This is a genomic window from Paracoccus sp. NIOT.M2S5SZ12 (assembly GCF_057748165.1).
Genome location: NZ_JBYLFR010000026.1, coordinates 1 through 16,466 on the forward strand (window position 1 = coordinate 1; position 16,466 = coordinate 16,466).

13 protein-coding genes and 3 pseudogenes are annotated in these 16,466 nt (G+C 66.4%); 10 read left to right on the forward strand and 6 right to left on the reverse strand.

The annotated features are described in order from the left end of the window. Window positions 1-381: 381 nt before the first annotated feature. Genes AC2SGK_RS16655 through AC2SGK_RS16665 form a run of 3 tightly spaced genes read left to right on the forward strand, consistent with a single transcriptional unit; the run spans window position 382 to window position 2,624 of the window. Complete coding sequence (locus AC2SGK_RS16655; RefSeq protein ID WP_488324581.1) at window positions 382-597, forward strand: hypothetical protein; 216 nt, start codon at window positions 382-384, stop codon at window positions 595-597. 43 nt (window positions 598-640) lie between these two features. Continuing rightward, a complete protein-coding gene (locus tag AC2SGK_RS16660) occupies window positions 641-1,777 on the forward strand; it encodes a hypothetical protein (protein ID WP_488324582.1) in 1,137 nt (378 codons plus the stop codon). A 1-nt stretch (window position 1,778) separates the two neighbouring features. Then, entirely contained in the window at window positions 1,779-2,624 is an 846-nt protein-coding gene (locus AC2SGK_RS16665; RefSeq protein ID WP_488324583.1) for a mechanosensitive ion channel family protein, read from the forward strand. Between the two features lie 375 nt (window positions 2,625-2,999). On the opposite strand, the gene AC2SGK_RS16670 is transcribed toward AC2SGK_RS16665, so the two are convergent. Further along, the gene (locus tag AC2SGK_RS16670; RefSeq protein ID WP_488324602.1) at window positions 3,000-3,374 is read right to left on the reverse strand and encodes a hypothetical protein; all 375 of its coding nucleotides are present in this window, start codon (window positions 3,372-3,374) and stop codon (window positions 3,000-3,002) included. An 84-nt stretch (window positions 3,375-3,458) separates the two neighbouring features. On the opposite strand from AC2SGK_RS16670, the gene AC2SGK_RS16675 reads away from it, so the two are divergent. From AC2SGK_RS16675 to AC2SGK_RS16700, 6 genes and pseudogenes are all read left to right on the forward strand, one after another. Further along, entirely contained in the window at window positions 3,459-3,890 is a 432-nt protein-coding gene (locus AC2SGK_RS16675; protein ID WP_488324584.1) for a cell wall hydrolase, read from the forward strand. A 294-nt stretch (window positions 3,891-4,184) separates the two neighbouring features. Then, a pseudogene (locus AC2SGK_RS16680) lies at window positions 4,185-5,042 on the forward strand (IS5 family transposase). A gap of 249 nt (window positions 5,043-5,291) precedes the next feature. Beyond that, the gene (locus tag AC2SGK_RS16685) at window positions 5,292-5,690 is read left to right on the forward strand and encodes a hypothetical protein (protein WP_488324585.1); all 399 of its coding nucleotides are present in this window, start codon (window positions 5,292-5,294) and stop codon (window positions 5,688-5,690) included. 450 nt (window positions 5,691-6,140) lie between these two features. Then, on the forward strand, window positions 6,141-7,142 hold the full coding sequence (locus AC2SGK_RS16690) for a TAXI family TRAP transporter solute-binding subunit (protein ID WP_488324586.1): 1,002 nt from the start codon (window positions 6,141-6,143) through the stop codon (window positions 7,140-7,142). 82 nt (window positions 7,143-7,224) lie between these two features. Beyond that, the gene (locus AC2SGK_RS16695) at window positions 7,225-9,288 is read left to right on the forward strand and encodes a TRAP transporter permease (RefSeq protein ID WP_488324587.1); all 2,064 of its coding nucleotides are present in this window, start codon (window positions 7,225-7,227) and stop codon (window positions 9,286-9,288) included. Next, window positions 9,285-9,606, forward strand: a pseudogene (locus tag AC2SGK_RS16700) (VTT domain-containing protein); the annotation flags it as partial. The gene AC2SGK_RS16695 and the pseudogene AC2SGK_RS16700, both read left to right, overlap by 4 nt. A 54-nt stretch (window positions 9,607-9,660) precedes the next feature. On the opposite strand, the pseudogene AC2SGK_RS16705 reads toward AC2SGK_RS16700, so the two are convergent. Next, a pseudogene (locus tag AC2SGK_RS16705) lies at window positions 9,661-9,915 on the reverse strand (hypothetical protein); the annotation flags it as partial. Between AC2SGK_RS16705 and AC2SGK_RS16710 the strand changes: the two are divergent. Continuing rightward, a complete protein-coding gene (locus tag AC2SGK_RS16710) occupies window positions 9,874-10,650 on the forward strand; it encodes a phage integrase central domain-containing protein (RefSeq protein WP_488324599.1) in 777 nt (258 codons plus the stop codon). The pseudogene AC2SGK_RS16705 and the gene AC2SGK_RS16710 overlap by 42 nt on opposite strands. Before the next feature lie 233 nt (window positions 10,651-10,883). Here AC2SGK_RS16710 and AC2SGK_RS16715 read toward each other — a convergent pair whose 3' ends face one another. Genes AC2SGK_RS16715 through nirB form a run of 4 tightly spaced genes read right to left on the reverse strand, consistent with a single transcriptional unit; the run spans window position 10,884 to window position 16,458 of the window. Continuing rightward, window positions 10,884-11,069 carry a hypothetical protein gene (locus AC2SGK_RS16715; protein WP_488324588.1) on the reverse strand — a complete coding sequence of 62 codons (186 nt, stop codon included), beginning with the start codon at window positions 11,067-11,069 and terminating at the stop codon, window positions 10,884-10,886. Between the two features lie 18 nt (window positions 11,070-11,087). Further along, on the reverse strand, window positions 11,088-13,694 hold the full coding sequence (locus AC2SGK_RS16720) for a molybdopterin-dependent oxidoreductase (protein ID WP_488324589.1): 2,607 nt from the start codon (window positions 13,692-13,694) through the stop codon (window positions 11,088-11,090). Beyond that, window positions 13,691-14,026 carry a nitrite reductase small subunit NirD gene (nirD, locus tag AC2SGK_RS16725; protein ID WP_036719273.1) on the reverse strand — a complete coding sequence of 112 codons (336 nt, stop codon included), beginning with the start codon at window positions 14,024-14,026 and terminating at the stop codon, window positions 13,691-13,693. Before nirD ends, AC2SGK_RS16720 begins: the two co-directional genes overlap by 4 nt. Next, on the reverse strand, window positions 14,023-16,458 hold the full coding sequence (gene nirB, locus AC2SGK_RS16730; protein ID WP_488324590.1) for a nitrite reductase large subunit NirB: 2,436 nt from the start codon (window positions 16,456-16,458) through the stop codon (window positions 14,023-14,025). Before nirB ends, nirD begins: the two co-directional genes overlap by 4 nt. Window positions 16,459-16,466: the final 8 nt, after the last annotated feature.

Genomic DNA, 16,466 nt, shown 5'->3' on the forward strand with positions numbered 1-16,466 from the left:
GGGTTCCGCGCGCCGGGCGATTGCTCAACCCACGCCGAAAGGCGTAAATCAGCTACCGGCTCCGGTCGCGGCTGGATGAAAGTTCAGTGGCAGGTCACCTGCGCTCCCTGATGGGCGCGGCGGCAGCGCTGACCTCATTCGCCGCGATCCGCCTGTTGCGGCTGGCGGAGGTGACCTGCCAGGGGACCAGCCACAACTCTCGTGATGACCACGTTCGACAGACCGTCATCCCGTGGTCTGGATCATTGGCCAACCGTCGGCGGAGCTTTCTGACATTCCATTCGCTCAGCGCGAAAATCTGCGCCCATTTCCGGATCATGAGCTCCGCTTGCGAAAGGCGTCAGGACTTGCCGGTCCGCGCCGGGGAAACAGCGTCGATGCATGCAGCAGGATGCGGCAAGGAGGCTGCGGGCGACGCATCGCCATCCGCCGCTCGGGCTTCAGCCGGTCAAGTCTGACGTCGGTTTGTCTGCGGCGCCGGATTTCCTGACCGGCCTGCCAGGGCGTGACCGGATCCGCCTTGCCGTTCATGCGGCAGATGCAACCGAACTGTCCGCAGGCTGTTCCGATGGCACCGAAATTGCCCTATGCCTCTAGCCTATCGATGTCCATGCCACGGAGTGCCCGCGTGAATGACAGGATGCGCCAGGCCGATCGTGGCCTGATCCCGGTTGCAGACTATGTCTGCCCTGCACTGCCCGCCGACGAATGGTTCCGGGTCCTGTGGCGCCAGGTTCTCACGTGGCTGCGCCCGACCAGGACGTCCGTCATTCCCGACGATCAGCTGCGGCGCGCGACCCTTCGGCGTCTGGATCAGGTCGTGGCCCCTCCGGCCTGCGGCCCCGTTCTGGCCGAGCTGCAGGCGTCGATCGCGGAATGGCTGGCGCAGTCGCCCACGGCCGAACGGATCAAGGCCATCGTCCTGCCTCCCTGTCAGGACGGCGATGTCCTGGGGGTCTGGGCCGACAGCAACGGTCACCAGATCCTGCGCGTGGACCATCCCCGTGACGTCCCCGACGCCCTGGTCCGGCTGGAACGGCTGCCCGACGACCCGAACGCGCTGCTGGTCGTTCCGCGTCTTGAGTTCTGGCACGTCCGGCGCGCCGACGGCCTGGCGGGCATCCGCGCGCTGATCGCGGCCCTGACGCGCCGGCGGCAGCGCGTCGTCATCTCTTGCAACGCCTGGACCTGGGCCTATCTGTCCAAGGCAGCCGGCATCGACATGATCGCGGCGCGCCCCCTGTGCTTTGCCCCCATGGACGGCGCCCGGTTGCGGGAGTGGTTCAGGGAGCTTGCGCGCGATGACGACACGCGGGGCTTCCGTTTCCGCCTGTCCGATGACGGCACCGACCTGTTCGGGGACGAGGTCACGGATGTCGAGACCGATCTGTTCCGCACCCTGGCCGCCAGGAGCCTGGGCATTCCCTGGGTTGCCTGGCACATGTGGCGCCGGATGCTGCACAGGAGCGACGGGGATGCGTCTGTCCCGGAGGCCGGAAACACCTTGTGGGTGACCGCCCCGGAGGAGCTGACGCTTCCCGCCGAACGCCGGCGGGAGGCACTACTCATCCTGCATGCGCTGATCCTGCACGGACGGATGTCGATCCAGGATCTGGCCTCCGTCCTGCCACTGGTCGGAGAGACCGTCGCGCCGGCCGGGCTGATGATGGCGGGCTTCATCGCGCAGGAGGGTGACGCGCTGTTCGTCCGGGCCGAGGCCTATCCGGTCGTGCGCGCCGAACTGCAGGCGGCCGGCATGTCCGTGGGAGAGATCTGAGATGGATGGCGACAACAACCGGGACAGCGCGCTGAGGCTGCTGAACGACTTTCAGGACATCAGCTTCTCCAAGGTGGCCCTGATCATCCTCGGCACCTGGCTGGCCATCTGGGCCGTCAGGCGGGTGCTGCCCTATCTGGCGGCGAACGGGCCGGCCCATGCCCGCCTCTACCTTCTCGGAGCGGTGCCCATCGCGCGGCTGGTGATGACCGCGGTGGCAATCGTCTGGATCCTGCCGATCATCTTCAACATCACCGTCCAGAACTTCCTGGTCATCGCAGGGGCCGCCAGCGTCGCGATCGGCTTTGCGTTCAAGGATTACGTCAGCAGCCTCATCGCCGGGATCGTCGCCGTCTTCGAGAAACCCTATCGCCCCGGGGACTGGGTGACCATCGACGGCGACTATGGAGAGGTCAAGAGGATCGGCCTGCGCGCCGTCACCCTGAAGACCGCCGACGACAACATGATCACCGCCCCGCACAACGTCATCTGGTCGTCCAACATCTCCAACGGCAACGACGGTGCGAAGACGCTTCAATGCGTGGCCGAGTTCTTCGTCGCGGTGGCCCATGACCCGGCCCGGATCCGCTCGGCCCTTCAGGATGTCGCGCTGACCAGTGCCTATCTCGACTATCATCACCCCGTGGTGGTGGTCCTGAAGGACCAGCCATGGGGCACCCACTACAAGATCCGCGCCTATCCATTCGACATGCGGGACCAGTTCCAGTTCATCAGCGACATGACCATCCGCGGGCGCAAGGCGATCCACGCCGCAGGGTATGAGCCGGCAAGCGTCGGGATCATGCCCGAACCGACCGGCCCGGGACAGGCCGACGCCGCCGAGTGACGATGCGACCGGTGCGCTGCGGGACGCGGCCAAGGGCCGGTGCCGGGCGCGATCCGGGCCGTCTGGTCTTTTTTCTTCGACCTGTGTAACGCGACGCCGACAGGCTCCGACTACGGAACAGGAAGGTGTTGCCCCCCGCGCCTACCTGGCGAAATGTCTGATGCATGCCGCCGGCGAAATCCACCTTGACGGCCACGATGCCGAGGATCTGCCCGCGGGTCCGCCGCTGATCCACCGTCATGGCGCGCCGATGGCGGATCGCCCAGACTATTGCGGCCGGTGACCTGATCCAGGTTCTCGACGACTGGTCGCCTTACTTTGCTGGATACTACATCTACTACCCCAGTCGGCGGCATAATCTGCCGGCCTTCAGGGTCATCGTCGACGCCCTGCGGCACTCCGGGTCAGAATCGGCTGTGCCGGATGATCGTTTTCGACTGCTGGCAACATAAGGACCAGACATGTCCTGACGGTCTGGCGCATGGGGATCAGCATAGGCGCGTCTGATCCCGCAGCACGGCGTAGTGGCCTGCTGCCGGTTTCGTGGACAGCAGGTAAGCCAAGGATATCGATTGCCTCGAATTTCATGGGGCTGGTGTAACCAATTTTCGAATGCCGTCTGAGCAGGTTGTAGAAGCGCTCGATGCAGTCGGATACATCCGCGCAGGCTTTGTCGCGGGTCCTGTAGCAGAACATCAGCTTGCCGTCGCTCGCCGATGGCGTCAAAAACTGAAGGAAAAGCCTGTTCAAGGAGATTTACTGATGAATGGTGGATGCTCCGCTTGGCGACTTGTGCCTGCCGTCTTCGCATTCGCAGCGCTCACGGGGTGCGGGATGTTCGGCGGAATGTCTGACCTTGAATGCATGGAGCGCGCCATGTACTTCGAGTCCAACCGCTCCAGCCGGGATGGCATGGTGGCAGTGGGAAGTGTTGTGATGAACCGCGTCGCCTCGCGGCAATACCCGAATTCGGTGTGCGCGGTGGTCGGGCAGAAGAACCAGTTCGCCCGGGGCGTCATGACGCGCAAGATGGACTCGCGATCAGCTCCCCTGGTCCGAAATGCTGCACTGTCCGTGCTGCGGGGAGAACGTCATCCATTTATTGGTCAAGCTCAGTTCTTTCACACGGCCAGCTATCGCGCGAACTACAATAACATGCACTACGTGCTGACCACGGGCGGAAACGCGTTCTACGAGCGCCGCAGGCCGGAGCTTGTAACACGGCCCAATCCGCTGCCCGCGATGGAAGGCATCACCGGTCGTTGATCCTGCCCCTCGTCTTGATTTGAAGCATCCGTCGCACAGCCAAGCGGCCACTACGGTCTCATGTGACGCGCCGGATAATTGTTTGCACATGCTCCAGCAACAAATAACTTACGCCGGGGCCACCACAAACAACTGAAACAGCCGGCTTCCGCAGAATGCTTCAAACGGCCTCCCCCTGTGGGTCCTTCCAGCGCGCTTTTTTATGCGGTGGGCTTAGTCGCGCGCGTTCTCTAGTTTGTGTTGACAGAACGGATTCACAGAGCAGACTGATAGTGATTCAAGCTGGTATCTGCGATGGAGACCAGCTTGGCACGAGACCTGATGCCGGACGAGGAATGGGCGTTCCTTGAGCGGTTCATCCTGATAGCCCGCGCCCCGAACGGACGCAAACCTGCCAACCACCGCCTTGTTCTGGATGGCGCGCACCGGAGCTCCGTGGCGAGACCTCCCGGCAGAGTTCGGGAAGCGGTCCAGCGTTTACCGGCAGTTTTGCCGTTGGACATTGGCGGGGCCCTGGGAGCAGATCATGGACGCCCTGAACGAAAGCGGGGCGGTGCAGCATGCACTCCAGATTATCGACAGCACGGTCGTTCGCGCCCACCATCAGGCAGCGGGCGCCAAAGGGGGAGTCCGCGACAGGGTTTCGGCCGCTCGAGAGCGTCCGGTGGGAAAACGATCCACCGGATCGTTTTCTGGACCACCTTCCACTTTACGACCAGGAATTACCTCCTCGTCCATGCCGCAGGGCTGCCCAGGAGGGCCGAGATCACCGCACGGCAAACCTCTGACTATCTTGGCTTCAATCTGGTCAGGGCCGAAAACCTGCCCGCCCCAAGCGTGTTGATGGGCGATCGAGGCTAAGACGCTGACAGCATCCGCAAATCCATGAACAAACGCGACATCGTGCCTGTCATCCCCATGCGAAGGTCACGCAAGAAGCGCATTGGCGTCGACCGGGCCTTGTATCGTCTGCGCAACCTGGTCGAACGGTGCTTCAACACGTTGAAGAACGCCAGGCGTGTCGCCACCCGTTACGACAAGACTGCCGAGAGCTTCCTGGGCTTCATCGACATCACCTCGATACGTCTCTGGCTGCGCCATTTGTCAACATGGCCTAAAGACGGGCGACATGCCGGACCTGAAGCGTCATGATGGCACCGTCTTTGCAGGCTCGCCCATCCAGATGCACGAAGACGGGGCCGAGGCCCGGTTCATGGCGCAAGTCCTTGCGGGCCTGGCATGCCGGCCTTCGGCTTCTGCGGCGGATTGCAGATCGCCGCCGTGGCGGCGGGGGGGCGGGACCGGACCGCGCCGTCCCGGCGCCGAGGTCAGCCTTGCCCGCGACATCACCCGCACCGACGCGGGTGCGTCCCGTCCGATGCTGGCCGGCGGGCCCCCGACATGGACGGCACGGGCCGTGCATTCCAGCGTTGTGACCCGCCTGCCCTGGGCGGGGTCACCCTCGCCACAAACCCCGACGCCCCGATCGAGGCCGCCGAGATCCGCCCCGGAAAGGGCATCTTCCGGGGCGTCCAGTATCACCCCGATCTGTATTTGGCCGAGATCGCCGCTTCGACCGCCCACCAGTCGGATGATGTCACCGAGCAGGGACTGGCGCGCGATCAGGGCGAAGTGGATGCCCTGACGGGACGCGCGCGGGACCTCGACGCCGCGCCGAGCCACGTGGACGTGGCATGGCAGCCAAGCCTGAACGCAGAGATAACCCTCTTTGAACGCTGCACCCGAGAGATCGGGAACTTTCCGAGATCCATCGCGGCAGGGGTCTTTCATCGTGACTGATGCTGATGGCAGTCATCGTACCGGGCCAACCGCCCACTCCGCGGCCGATAGACGCTTCCTACCTTTCAGCTGACGAGATTGCGGCCCTCAGGGATGGCATCGCATCAGTCGCGTTGGGCCGCCGGGGCGGCTCATCAAGCAGCCGAGCCACGCTCAGTGCAATCGAGACTACCGTCCTGCCGCGCGCTTTCCACGTCAATCGCGGAACCCTGTGCGCGGGTCATGGCCTGGCCCTCTGATGGAGCGTGACCGGGCTGTTCGTGTCGCGCGGAGCTTTCCGAACATTAATGCTCTCCGGAACCGACACGCATCTCACGACCTGATCGTCGGGCGTCTGTTCCGCAGCGTGGCAACCGGGTGATGGTGCAAGGGGGTGCAATTAAACTGTTGTGACACACGAGGTCCGTCCGCTAGCGTGACCCACATGGCTTGGCACAACAGGGTACAGACGTGAAAACATCACACTTCTTTGCGGCATTCGCGGTCGTGGCGTCCATCGGCGGCATGGCCGGCGCGCAGGACATGTCCTTCTTCCGCATCGGCACGGGCGGCACGGCAGGAACCTATTATCCGATCGGCGGCCTGATTGCGAATGCCATCTCGAACCCGCCGGGATCGCGCGCCTGCGCGGATGGCGGCTCCTGCGGTGTCCCCGGTCTGATCGCGACGGCCGTGGCCTCCAACGGCTCGGTCGGGAACGTGAACGCGATCAGCGGCGGTGCGATGGAGGCCGGCTTCAGCCAGTCCGACGTCGCCTACTGGGCGCAGACCGGCACCGGCCTGTGGGAGGGCCAGCCCGCGGTCGAGAACCTGCGGCTGATCGCCAATCTGTATCCCGAGAGCATCCATCTCGTGGCCCGGGCCGATGCGGGGATCGCGTCGGTCGCGGATCTGGCGGGCAAGCGCGTGTCGCTGGACGAACCGGGCTCTGGCACCTTGGTCGACGCCAAGATCATCCTCGAGGCGTTCGGGCTGTCCGAAGCGGATGTCACCCCTGAATATCTCAAGCCCGATCAGGCGGCGGACCGGATGCGGGACGGCGCCATGGACGCGTTCTTCTTCGTTGGCGGTTTTCCGGCCGGCGCCATCGCCGAGCTGGCCAGCCAGCAGGACGTGACGCTGATCCCGATCAAGGGGCCCGAGGTGGACGCCCTGCTTGAGACCTACAGCTTCTTCGCCACCGATACCCTGCCTGCAGGCACTTACGAGGGGCAGGAGGCCGACGTTTCGACCGTTTCGGTCGGCGCCCAGCTTGTGACGTCGGCCGAGCAGCCCGACGACCTGATCCATGCCATCACCCAGGCCATCTACAACGACACCACCCAGGCGTTGTTCGCGGCCGGTCATGCGAAGGGTGCCGCGATCACGCTGGAGACGGCGACCTCCGGCGCCGGCATACCCATCCATCCGGGGGCCGAACGCTTCTACCGCGAGGCCGGCGTCCTCGAGTAACCGACCGCATCCAACCGATCCGGGCACGCGGGCCATGCCGGTCCGCGTGCCTTGCCCATGACCCCTATCGCAGGACGATCCGATGACCGATGCCGCCCGCCCGCTGTCCGAGGCCGAACTGCGCGCGATGGAGGAGGAATACGACCCCGAGGCCCGGTTCCGGACCGTTCTGAAGCCCATCGCGGTGCTGACCGGGATCATCCTGTTCCTGCTGTCGATCTATCACTTCTACACGGCCGGCTTTGGCCTTCCTCGGGCGACCACGCATCGCGGCCTGCATATGGGCGTGTCGCTGTTTCTGGTCTATTTCAGTTTCGCGGCCCTTCCGACCAATCGTCACCGGACCGACGGGTTCGTCATCCTGGGCATTCCCGTCATGGACTGGGTCCTGGCCTTCGCGGCCCTGATCTCTGCCCTCTATGTGCCGTGGATCTATGACCAGCTCGCCTTCCGGGTGGGCAATCCCATGACCATCGACATCGTCATGGGGACGATCCTGCTGGTGACCCTGCTGGAGGCGGTGCGCCGGTCGATGGGATGGCCTTTGCCGATCATCGCGCTTCTGTTCATGGCCTATGCCTATTTCGGCCAATCGATGCCCGGGATCCTGGTCCATCCCGGGGCGGATTGGGCCGTTATCATCAATCACCTCTATCTGACATCGCAGGGCATCTATGGCACGGCACTGGGCGTCATCGCGACCTACGTGTTCCACTTCGTGCTGTTCGGGGTCATGGCGCAGCGGATCGGCCTGGGCCAGCTGTTCATTGATCTTGCGACGGCGCTGACCGGGCGATTTGCGGGCGGTCCGGCCAAGGTGTCGGTCGTCTCCTCGGCGTTGCTCGGCACGATCTCGGGATCCTCCATCGCCAATACCGTGACCACCGGGGCGCTGACGATCCCGGCCATGATCAAGATCGGCTTTCAGCGGCATTTCGCGGCGGCGGTCGAGGCGGCGTCCTCGACCGGGGGGCAGATCACGCCGCCGGTCATGGGCGCGGTGGCGTTCCTCATGGTCGAGTATCTGGGAATACCGCTGCGGACGATCCTCATCGCCGCCATCGTCCCCGCCTTCATGCATTTCTTCGGCGTGCTGGTGCAGGTCCATCTTGAGGCCAAGCGCCTTGGCATCCGCGGCCTGACGAAGGAGGAGCTGCCAAAGGCCGGCAAAGTCATCCGCGAAGGGTGGCTGTCCGTCGTTCCCCTGATCCTTCTCGTGTGGATGCTGATGTCGGGCCGCACGCCCTTCCTGTCGGCCTTCTGGGCAATCTCCGCGTGCATGGTCGTCTACCTGATCCAACGGGTCATGGCCTCGGGGGTGACGGTCGGCTTGCGGGAAACGGCCGTCGGCATCTACGACGGGTTCGTCGCGGGGGCAAGGCAGACCCTTGCGGTGACGGCCGCGGCGGCGCTGGTCGGGGTTGTCATCGGCGTCGTCACCCTTACGGGCGTAGGTTTCAAGATCGCCTTCATGGTCACCTCCGTCGCTACGGATTGGGCGGGCGGCGTCCACGGCTTCATGGGGTTCCTGCCGTTCGAGCTGTTCAGCATCCAGACGCTGACGCTGCTGTTCACGCTGGTCATGACGGCCTTCGTCTGTGTCCTGATGGGCTGCGGGGTGCCGACGACCGCCAACTACATCATCATGGTGGCCGTGGCCGCGCCGGTTCTGGGCCTGCTGAACGTGGAGCCGCTGGTCGCGCATTTCTTCGTCTTCTATTTCGGCGTGCTGGCGGACGTGACCCCGCCCGTCGCCCTTGCCGCCTATGCGGCCGCGGGAATTGCGGGCGCAAACGGCTTCAAGGCCGGCAACACAGCCTTCCGGTTATCGATGGGAAAGGCGCTTGTGCCGTTCATCTTCGTGTTTTCGCCCTCCCTGCTGATCGTGACGCAGGACTTCACGCTGCCTGACTTCCTGCTGGCCTTCACGGGAGCGGTGCTGGGAATCGTTGCGCTGTCCGCCGCCATCACGAACTGGCTGCTGGCGCCCCTCTGGGTGTCGGAGCGGTTCGCCCTGACGGTCGCCGCATTGCTGATGATCGCGCCCGAACCTGTCTCGACGGCGATTGGCAGCACGATCCTCGTTGCGGTGGTGGCACGGCAGCTTGTGGCATCACGGTCTGGACCGACGCCGCGTGCAGCATGAGAGGAGCCCTGCAGCAGCCCACGTGCCTCGGCGTCATGGACGTCAGTGCGGTACCGAGCGCCCCCATCGCACTCGCGGCCGGGGCTGCTTACGGGCATGTCTGGGGGACGGTTCAGCTCGTGATCGGCGCCGAACTCGGCGCGCTGATCGCTCGGCCTCGTGCGGGTTCTGGGGCACGATATCCTTCGGCGGGTGTTCGGAGACAAGGTCGGTGCCGGCCTCCTCGTCCCGCAGACCGCGCTCACGGCCACGGTCTTTGCCAGCCGCCTGATGCCCTTCGTGTCCTTCGACATGATCAGCTACGCGGCTGGGCTCACCGGCCGCGATGTGCTGGGCGACCGTATCCTCCGGGATGTAAGCGATGCCGTAGCCGTTCAACGCCGCATCGATCATCGCGTGCGAGGAATTGAAGGCGAGCTGGCCATCTACCCGGACACGCAGATCCTTCCCATCCTTTTCAAACTCCCAGGCGTAAAGCCCGCCGGCCCTGAGGTGCCTGACTTTCCTGCCCTGTCCTTGAAGGAGGCGCGTGAGACGACGGTCTGGATCCGGCTGCAGGTTGCCGGCGATTGGAACGCAGCGCAGGTGCGGGCAGCTCTGACCTCCGGCACCCTCGGTGCCGATCATGCGAACCGGACGCCCGACCCAGCCGCCAAACCAGACGTCCTGTTTCGGGAGGTCCCGGCCGACTGGTTCGAGCGGAAGCGCCATGGCTTGAAGAATGGCAAGCACATCGCCCAGAACTGGACGACCATCGAGACCTACACCTTTCCCCGCTTGGGGGACCGCCCAATCGGGGAGATCACGAAACCAGAGGTTGTCGATACCTTGCGGCCGATCTGGCACGAGAAGAACGAGACGGCGCGCCGCACCCTCGGGCGCCTGCAGGAAATCTTCGAACTGGCGGAGCTGCAGAGCCACATCGCGTCGAACCCCGCCCGGTTCAACCCACACCCGATCCCGAACTCGGACTTTCCGATCCTGCAGGCCGTGGAGGTGCCCGCGGGAATGACGACCGTCTATCTCAGCGGCACTGTCCCGGCCGTCATCAACCAGGACGCCGAACCCGGCAGCCTTGAGGCCTATGGCGACACAGAGGAGCAGACAGTCAGCGTCATGACCCGCATCCAGAGCCAGTTGGAGGCGATGGACATGAGCGTCGGCGACATCATCAAGATGCAGGCGTTCCTGGTGGCTCCAGAGGGTGAGGCGGTCGATTTCGACGGCTTCATGGCCGGCTACCGTCAGTTCTTCGGCACGGACGAACAGCCGAACCTGCCCGTCCGTTCCGCGATGGTGGTCGAAGCGCTGGTGAACCCGGCGTGGCTGGTCGAACTGGAAGTTACGGCCGTTCGTCCCTGACCCGATCCGGTCCGACGTCGAAGCGCCGGGCCGGACGCTCGCAGGAAGGGCTTGTAGCCTGTGACGGAGGAGCAAGTTGAAGGCGCCTACCTGCGGGAAGCACGCCTGACGGCATCAGCAGCATTTGAACCAATGAGCGCGCCACACGGCCACAGCTTCACTCTAGAAGCAGCTGTATGGCCATCTTGCAATTCCCCACCGCCTCCCTGTCAGTCATACCTAGCATCATGATGCTATTGCTGATGGGCATGTCGCCCGTCCACGGTCGGGACCTGTCCAGCGCGTTCCAGACAGGATCGGCTGAGATCGTGGACGGCGACGGATTGCGGCTCCACGGCATCCCGATCCGTCTTCACGGGATCGACGCGCCGGAGCGTGAGCAGACCTGCCGTGACGCAGCCGGAGACGTTCAGGACCATGTGGGATGTCTTCATCGACTATTCCGCCGCAATGGCGGGAACGGAGGCAACGGCGATCAGCGCGGCGATCTCGGGACGGCAGGCGCCGCATCCGGTGCCCGCGCAGGTCGCGGCGGCGACCGCCGCCACGTCGCGGGCGCCCGCGTCGATGGCGGCGGCGATGCGGTTGCGGCCGACCCCCATGCAGGCGCAGAGGATCGGGCCCTCGTCCGGTTGATCCGTCCCGGCACGCGGGGCCAAGCTCTCCCGTCCGACGGGAGCGCCGATCCGCGCGATGACGCTCTCCCGGGCAAGGCTCACCGGCGTCGGCCCCGCGAACAGCAGTGCCCGGATCCGGCCATCCCTGACGAAGCAAAGCGTCGTCAGTTCACGCGCCGGGTCGTCGGACCGGATCAGTTCGGCGTCGGGCAGGCCGAAGAGGACACGGGCGATGGCCTCGGCGCCCTCGGACGGAGGGGTGAGCGCGGCCAGTTCGGCCGCAAGTCCGGTTTCGGTCTTGCGGCGCGCCCAGTAGGGCGTAGACGGGGCAAGGACGTCGTCGCTGACGGCGAAGGCGAACCAGCCTGCAGTCCACGGCGCGAGAGTCACGGCCGCTGCCTTGGATTCAGGCTGGCCGGAGAGCGGATCGGTCGCAGCGGCGATGACCGCGTCGATCCGGCCGGTGGGGGCGGTTTCGCCGGTCCAGTGCATCGGCGCGAAAAGCTGGCCGCTGGCGACGCGATCGGTGACGACGACGCGCAGGATCGCCCGGCCGGAGTCGCTGGTGACCTCGGCCAGTGAAAAGGGAGCCAGGCGCAGCCGAAGCGCATCCGCCGGGTTCACCTCGACGAAGGGCTCCCCTAGGTGCCTGTTCAGCCGAGGGGCGCGGCCCGTGCGGGTCATGGTGTGCCACTGGTCGCGGATGCGGCCGGTGTTCAGGCGGAAGGGCCGTTCGGGCGTCAGCCCCGCCGTGGGCGCGCGGGCGGTCACGGGAACCATGCGGGCGCGGCCGTCGGGGGTCAGGAAGTGGCCGTCCGCGAAGAAGCGGCCGCCTTGCCGGGTGGCGGTGAAGGGCCAGCGGAACGGCTCCATTGCCTCGTATTCGGCGTCAGGCATCCCGGCCTTGCCCGAGATGTCGAAGTCGCGCCCGAGCCCGCCCGCGATTCCCGACAGCGCCGCGTGCTCGCGGAAGATCGCGGCCGGCCCGTCCCAGTCAAAGCCCCCAAAGCCCATCCGCCGTGCGACCTGCGCCAGCGCCCACCAGTCGGGCCGCGCCTGCCCCGGCGGCGGCAGGGCGGCGCGCTGGCGGCTGACCGTGCGGTCCGAGTTGGTGACGGTGCCCGACTTCTCGGCCCAGGCGGCGGCGGGCAGCAGCACATGCGCGAGCCGCGCGGTGTCAGTCGCGCCGGTCACGTCGCTGACTACCACGAAATCGCAGCCGGCGATGGCGGCGCGGACGGCATCGGCCTCGGGTAGGGTCACGGCGGGGTTCGAGTGGATGATCCACAGCGCCCTGATCCGTCCGTCACCCACCGCGCGGAACATCTCGACGGCCTTGAGCCCCGGCCGCTCGGCCATCCTTGGCGCGTTCCAGAAGCCCGCCACGGCAGCACGGTGGTCCGGGTTCTCTAGCGACAGGTGGCAGGCGAGCTGGTTGGCAAGCCCGCCGACCTCGCGCCCGCCCATGGCGTTGGGCTGGCCGGTGACGCTGAAGGGACCCATGCCGGGCCGGCCGATCCGGCCCGTGGCCAAGTGGCAGTTCAAGATCGCATTCACCTTGTCGGTGCCGCTGCTCGACTGGTTCACGCCCTGCGAGAAGACCGTCACGACGCGCTCGGTCCGGCACCACAACTCGATGAAGCGCGCCAGCTCGGCGAGGGAAAGGCCGGTCTCGCCGCTTTCGGCGCAGGCCGTGGCAATCGCCTCATCGGCGCCTGTCACATGGGACAGGAAACCCGCATCGGTCAGCCCCCGATCGGCAATGGCGGCCAGAAGGCGGTTGAACAGCGCGACATCCGCGCCCGGCGCGATGGGCAGATGCAGGTCGGCGGCCTCGGCCGTGACCGATCGGCGGGGGTCGATCACGACCACCCGCGTGCCACGCGCCGCGCGTGCGGCCTCGACCCGCTGCCACAGCACCGGATGGCACCAGGCGAGGTTAGATCCGACGAGGACGACCAGATCGGCCTCGTCCAGGTCCTCATAGGTGCCGGGCACCGTGTCGGCGCCGAAGGCGCGGACGTGCCCCGCGACGGTCGAGGCCATGCAGAGCCGCGAGTTCGTGTCCACGTTGGCGCTGCCGATGAAGCCCTTCACCAGCTTGTTGGCGACATAGTAATCCTCGGTCAGCATCTGCCCTGAAAGGTAGAAGGCCACCGAGTCCGGCCCATGCGCCGCGATGGTCTGACGGAAGCGCGCGGCGACATGGTCGAGGGCGGTGTCCCAACCCGCCTCGGCCCCGTCGATCACGGGCGACACCAGCCGCCCCGACAGGCTGACCGTCTCGCCCAGCGCCGTGCCCTTGGAGCACAGCATGCCGCGGTTGGCGGGGTGGTCGGAATCGCCCTTGACCGTCAGGCCGTTCCCGGCCGGGCTCAGGATCACCCCGCAGCCGACGCCGCAATAGGGACAGGTCGAGCGGATCATGCGACCCGCCTCGCCATCAGGCGCTCGGCGTCGATCAGCACCCGGCCGGCCTCCACCCGCGCCGGATAGGTCGCGACCGCGCCTGTGTCGGCGCCCTGCGCCATGCCGGTTTCCAGGCTGAACACCCAGGCGTGCAGCGGGCAGGTGACGGCGTGGCCGTGGACGATCCCATCCGACAGCGGCCCGCCTTTGTGGGGGCACCGGTCGTCCAGCGCGAAGACCCGATCGTCGAAGGTGCGGAAGACCGCCACGCAGCCCTGCGCGGTCCTGACGGTGCGGGCGCCCCGCTGCGGGATGTCGTCCAGCGCGGCGATGTCGATCCAGATGGTCATTCGGCGGCCTCCAGCGAAAGATCGGCAACGGGGCGGAAGCGGCGCGCCGCGTCCGGGCGGGCACGCTCGGCCCAGGGGTCCTTCTGATAGACGCGCTGCGACAGGTCGAAGCGCTCGATCAGGGCGGCGCGGGTGGCGGGATCGGCGATCTGGTCGCGCACCCAGTCCAGCCCGACCTTGGCGATCCACTTGTAGGGCCGGTCGAGATACTTCGCGTGCTCGCGGTAAAGCTGGACAAAGGCCACGGTGATCTCGATGGCCTCGGCCTCGGTCCCGGCCTTCAGCAGCCGCTGCGTTTCCTTGACGTCCATGCCGGCCGCGCCGCCGACGCCGATCTCGTAGCCGGAATCCACGCAGACGATGCCCACGTCCTTGCAGGTCGCCTCGGCGCAGTTGCGGGGGCAGCCCGAGACGCCCAGCTTGACCTTGTGGGGCGTCCAGGACCCCCACAGCCGCTGTTCCAGCGCAATCCCGAGGCCCGTCGAATCCTGCGTGCCGAAGCGGCAGAACTCGGACCCCACGCAGGTCTTCACGGTGCGCAGGCCCTTGGAATAGGCGTGGCCCGACACCAGCCCCGCCGCGTTCAGGTCGGCCCAGATCGCGGGAAGGTCCTCTTTCCGGACGCCCAGCAGGTCGATGCGCTGGCCGCCCGTGACCTTGACCATCGGCACGTCGTATTTCTCGGCCGCGTCGGCGATGGCGCGCAATTCGCGCGGGTTAGTCACGCCGCCCCACATGCGCGGCACCACGCTGAAGGTGCCGTCCTTCTGGATGTTGGCGTGCAGCCGTTCGTTGACAAGGCGGCTCTGCGCGTCGTCGCGATAGTCCAGTGGCCAGTCCGCCAGCAGGTAGAAGTTCAGCGCCGGGCGGCAGGACGGGCAGCCGCAGGAGGTGCGCCAGCCCAGTTCCTGCATCACCGCCGGCATGGATTTCAGCTCCTGCGCCTTGATCAGGCGGCGGACCTCCTCATGCGTCAGGTCGCTGCAGCCGCAGATCGGCTGGGCCGCAGGCTTCTGGAAGGCATCGCCCAGCGTCAGCGCCAGAACCTGTTCCACCAGCCCCGTGCAGGTCCCGCACGAAGCCGAGGCCTTTGTCTGCGCCCGCAGTTGCGCGATGTCGGTCGCACCGCCCTCGATCGCCTGCACGATCCTGCCCTTGCATACGCCGTTGCAGCCGCAGATCTCCGCCTCAAGCGGCAATGCTGCAACGGCTGCAAGAGGGTCCGACTGAACGCCCCCCGCGAAGGCCGGGCCGAAGATCAGCGTCTCGCGCGTGGCGCTGACGTCGGTGCCCTCCTTGATCTTCTGGAAGAACCAGTTGCCGTCGGCGGTGTCGCCATACATGACCGCGCCGATCAGGCGGTCGTTCTCGATCACCAGCCGCTTGTAGATGCCGCGGCCGGGGTCGCGGAAGACGATCTCCTCGCGGCCGGGGGCCTCGGCGAAGTCGCCGGCGCTGAACAGGTCGCAGCCCGTGACCTTCAGCTTGGTCGCCGTCTGCACCGGCCGGAAACCCGCGTCGCCGCCGTTCAGCACATCCGCCAGCACCCGCGCCTGATCGTAGAGCGGCGCGACAAGGCCGAAAAGCTGGCTCTCGAACTCGACGCATTCGCCAAGTGCGAAGATCGACGGGTCCGAGGTCCGCATCCGGGCGTCCACGGTGATGCCCCGCTCGACGTCCAGCGCGGCGTCGGTGGCGATGCGCACCTCGGGGCGGATGCCCACGGCCATGCAGACGAGGTCCGCGCCGTAGACGGTGCCATCCTCCAGCAGCACGGCCTCGACCCGGTCATGGCCCAGGATCGCCTTGGTCGCGCCGTTGCAATGGACGCGGATGCCGCGCCGTTCCAGGTCCTTCTGCAGCAGGTAGCCCGCCGCCGGGTCGAGCTGGCGCTCCATCAGGTGGCCCATCAGGTGGATCACGGTCACGTCGGCGCCGCGCGCGGCCATGCCCGCCGCGGCCTCCAGCCCCAGAAGGCCGCCGCCGATCACCACCGCCTTCGCGCCGGGTCGGCTGGCGGCAATCATCGCGTTGGTGTCCTCGAGGTCGCGGTAACTCACCACGCCCGGAAGGTCGCGGCCCGCGACGGGGATGATGAAGGGGGCCGAGCCGGTGGCGATGACGAGCTTGTCATAGGGCGTCTCGCCTCCCTGCGACACCACCACCTTCCGGGCGCGGTCGATGCGCGTCACCGTCTCGCCGAAGCGGCAGGCGATGCCGCGGGCGGCATAGAAGCCGTCGTCATGGGTGACGATCTCGGCATAGGTCTTTTCGCCCGACAGCACCGGCGACAGCATCAGCCGGTTGTAGTTGCCGCGCGGTTCTGCGTTGAAGAGGGTGATGTCCCAACCCTCGGGAGCGCCGTCGAGCAGGTGCTCGATCATCCGGCCAGAGGCCATGCCGGCGCCGATGACGACAAGTCGCTGTGTCATGGGAAGTC

Bases quoted from the DNA above. Each gene is read 5' to 3' on its own strand.
- nirD (WP_036719273.1), bottom strand. From the start codon at position 14,026: ATGACCATCTGGATCGACATCGCCGCGCTGGACGACATCCCGCAGCGG.
- AC2SGK_RS16720 (WP_488324589.1), bottom strand. From the start codon at position 13,694: ATGATCCGCTCGACCTGTCCCTATTGCGGCGTCGGCTGCGGGGTGATC.
- AC2SGK_RS16675 (WP_488324584.1), top strand. From the start codon at position 3,459: ATGTTCGGCGGAATGTCTGACCTTGAATGCATGGAGCGCGCCATGTAC.
- nirB (WP_488324590.1), bottom strand. From the start codon at position 16,458: ATGACACAGCGACTTGTCGTCATCGGCGCCGGCATGGCCTCTGGCCGG.
- AC2SGK_RS16685 (WP_488324585.1), top strand. From the start codon at position 5,292: ATGGACGGCACGGGCCGTGCATTCCAGCGTTGTGACCCGCCTGCCCTG.
- AC2SGK_RS16665 (WP_488324583.1), top strand. From the start codon at position 1,779: ATGGATGGCGACAACAACCGGGACAGCGCGCTGAGGCTGCTGAACGAC.
- AC2SGK_RS16715 (WP_488324588.1), bottom strand. From the start codon at position 11,069: ATGGTCCTGAACGTCTCCGGCTGCGTCACGGCAGGTCTGCTCACGCTC.
- AC2SGK_RS16655 (WP_488324581.1), top strand. From the start codon at position 382: ATGCAGCAGGATGCGGCAAGGAGGCTGCGGGCGACGCATCGCCATCCG.
- AC2SGK_RS16695 (WP_488324587.1), top strand. From the start codon at position 7,225: ATGACCGATGCCGCCCGCCCGCTGTCCGAGGCCGAACTGCGCGCGATG.
- AC2SGK_RS16660 (WP_488324582.1), top strand. From the start codon at position 641: ATGCGCCAGGCCGATCGTGGCCTGATCCCGGTTGCAGACTATGTCTGC.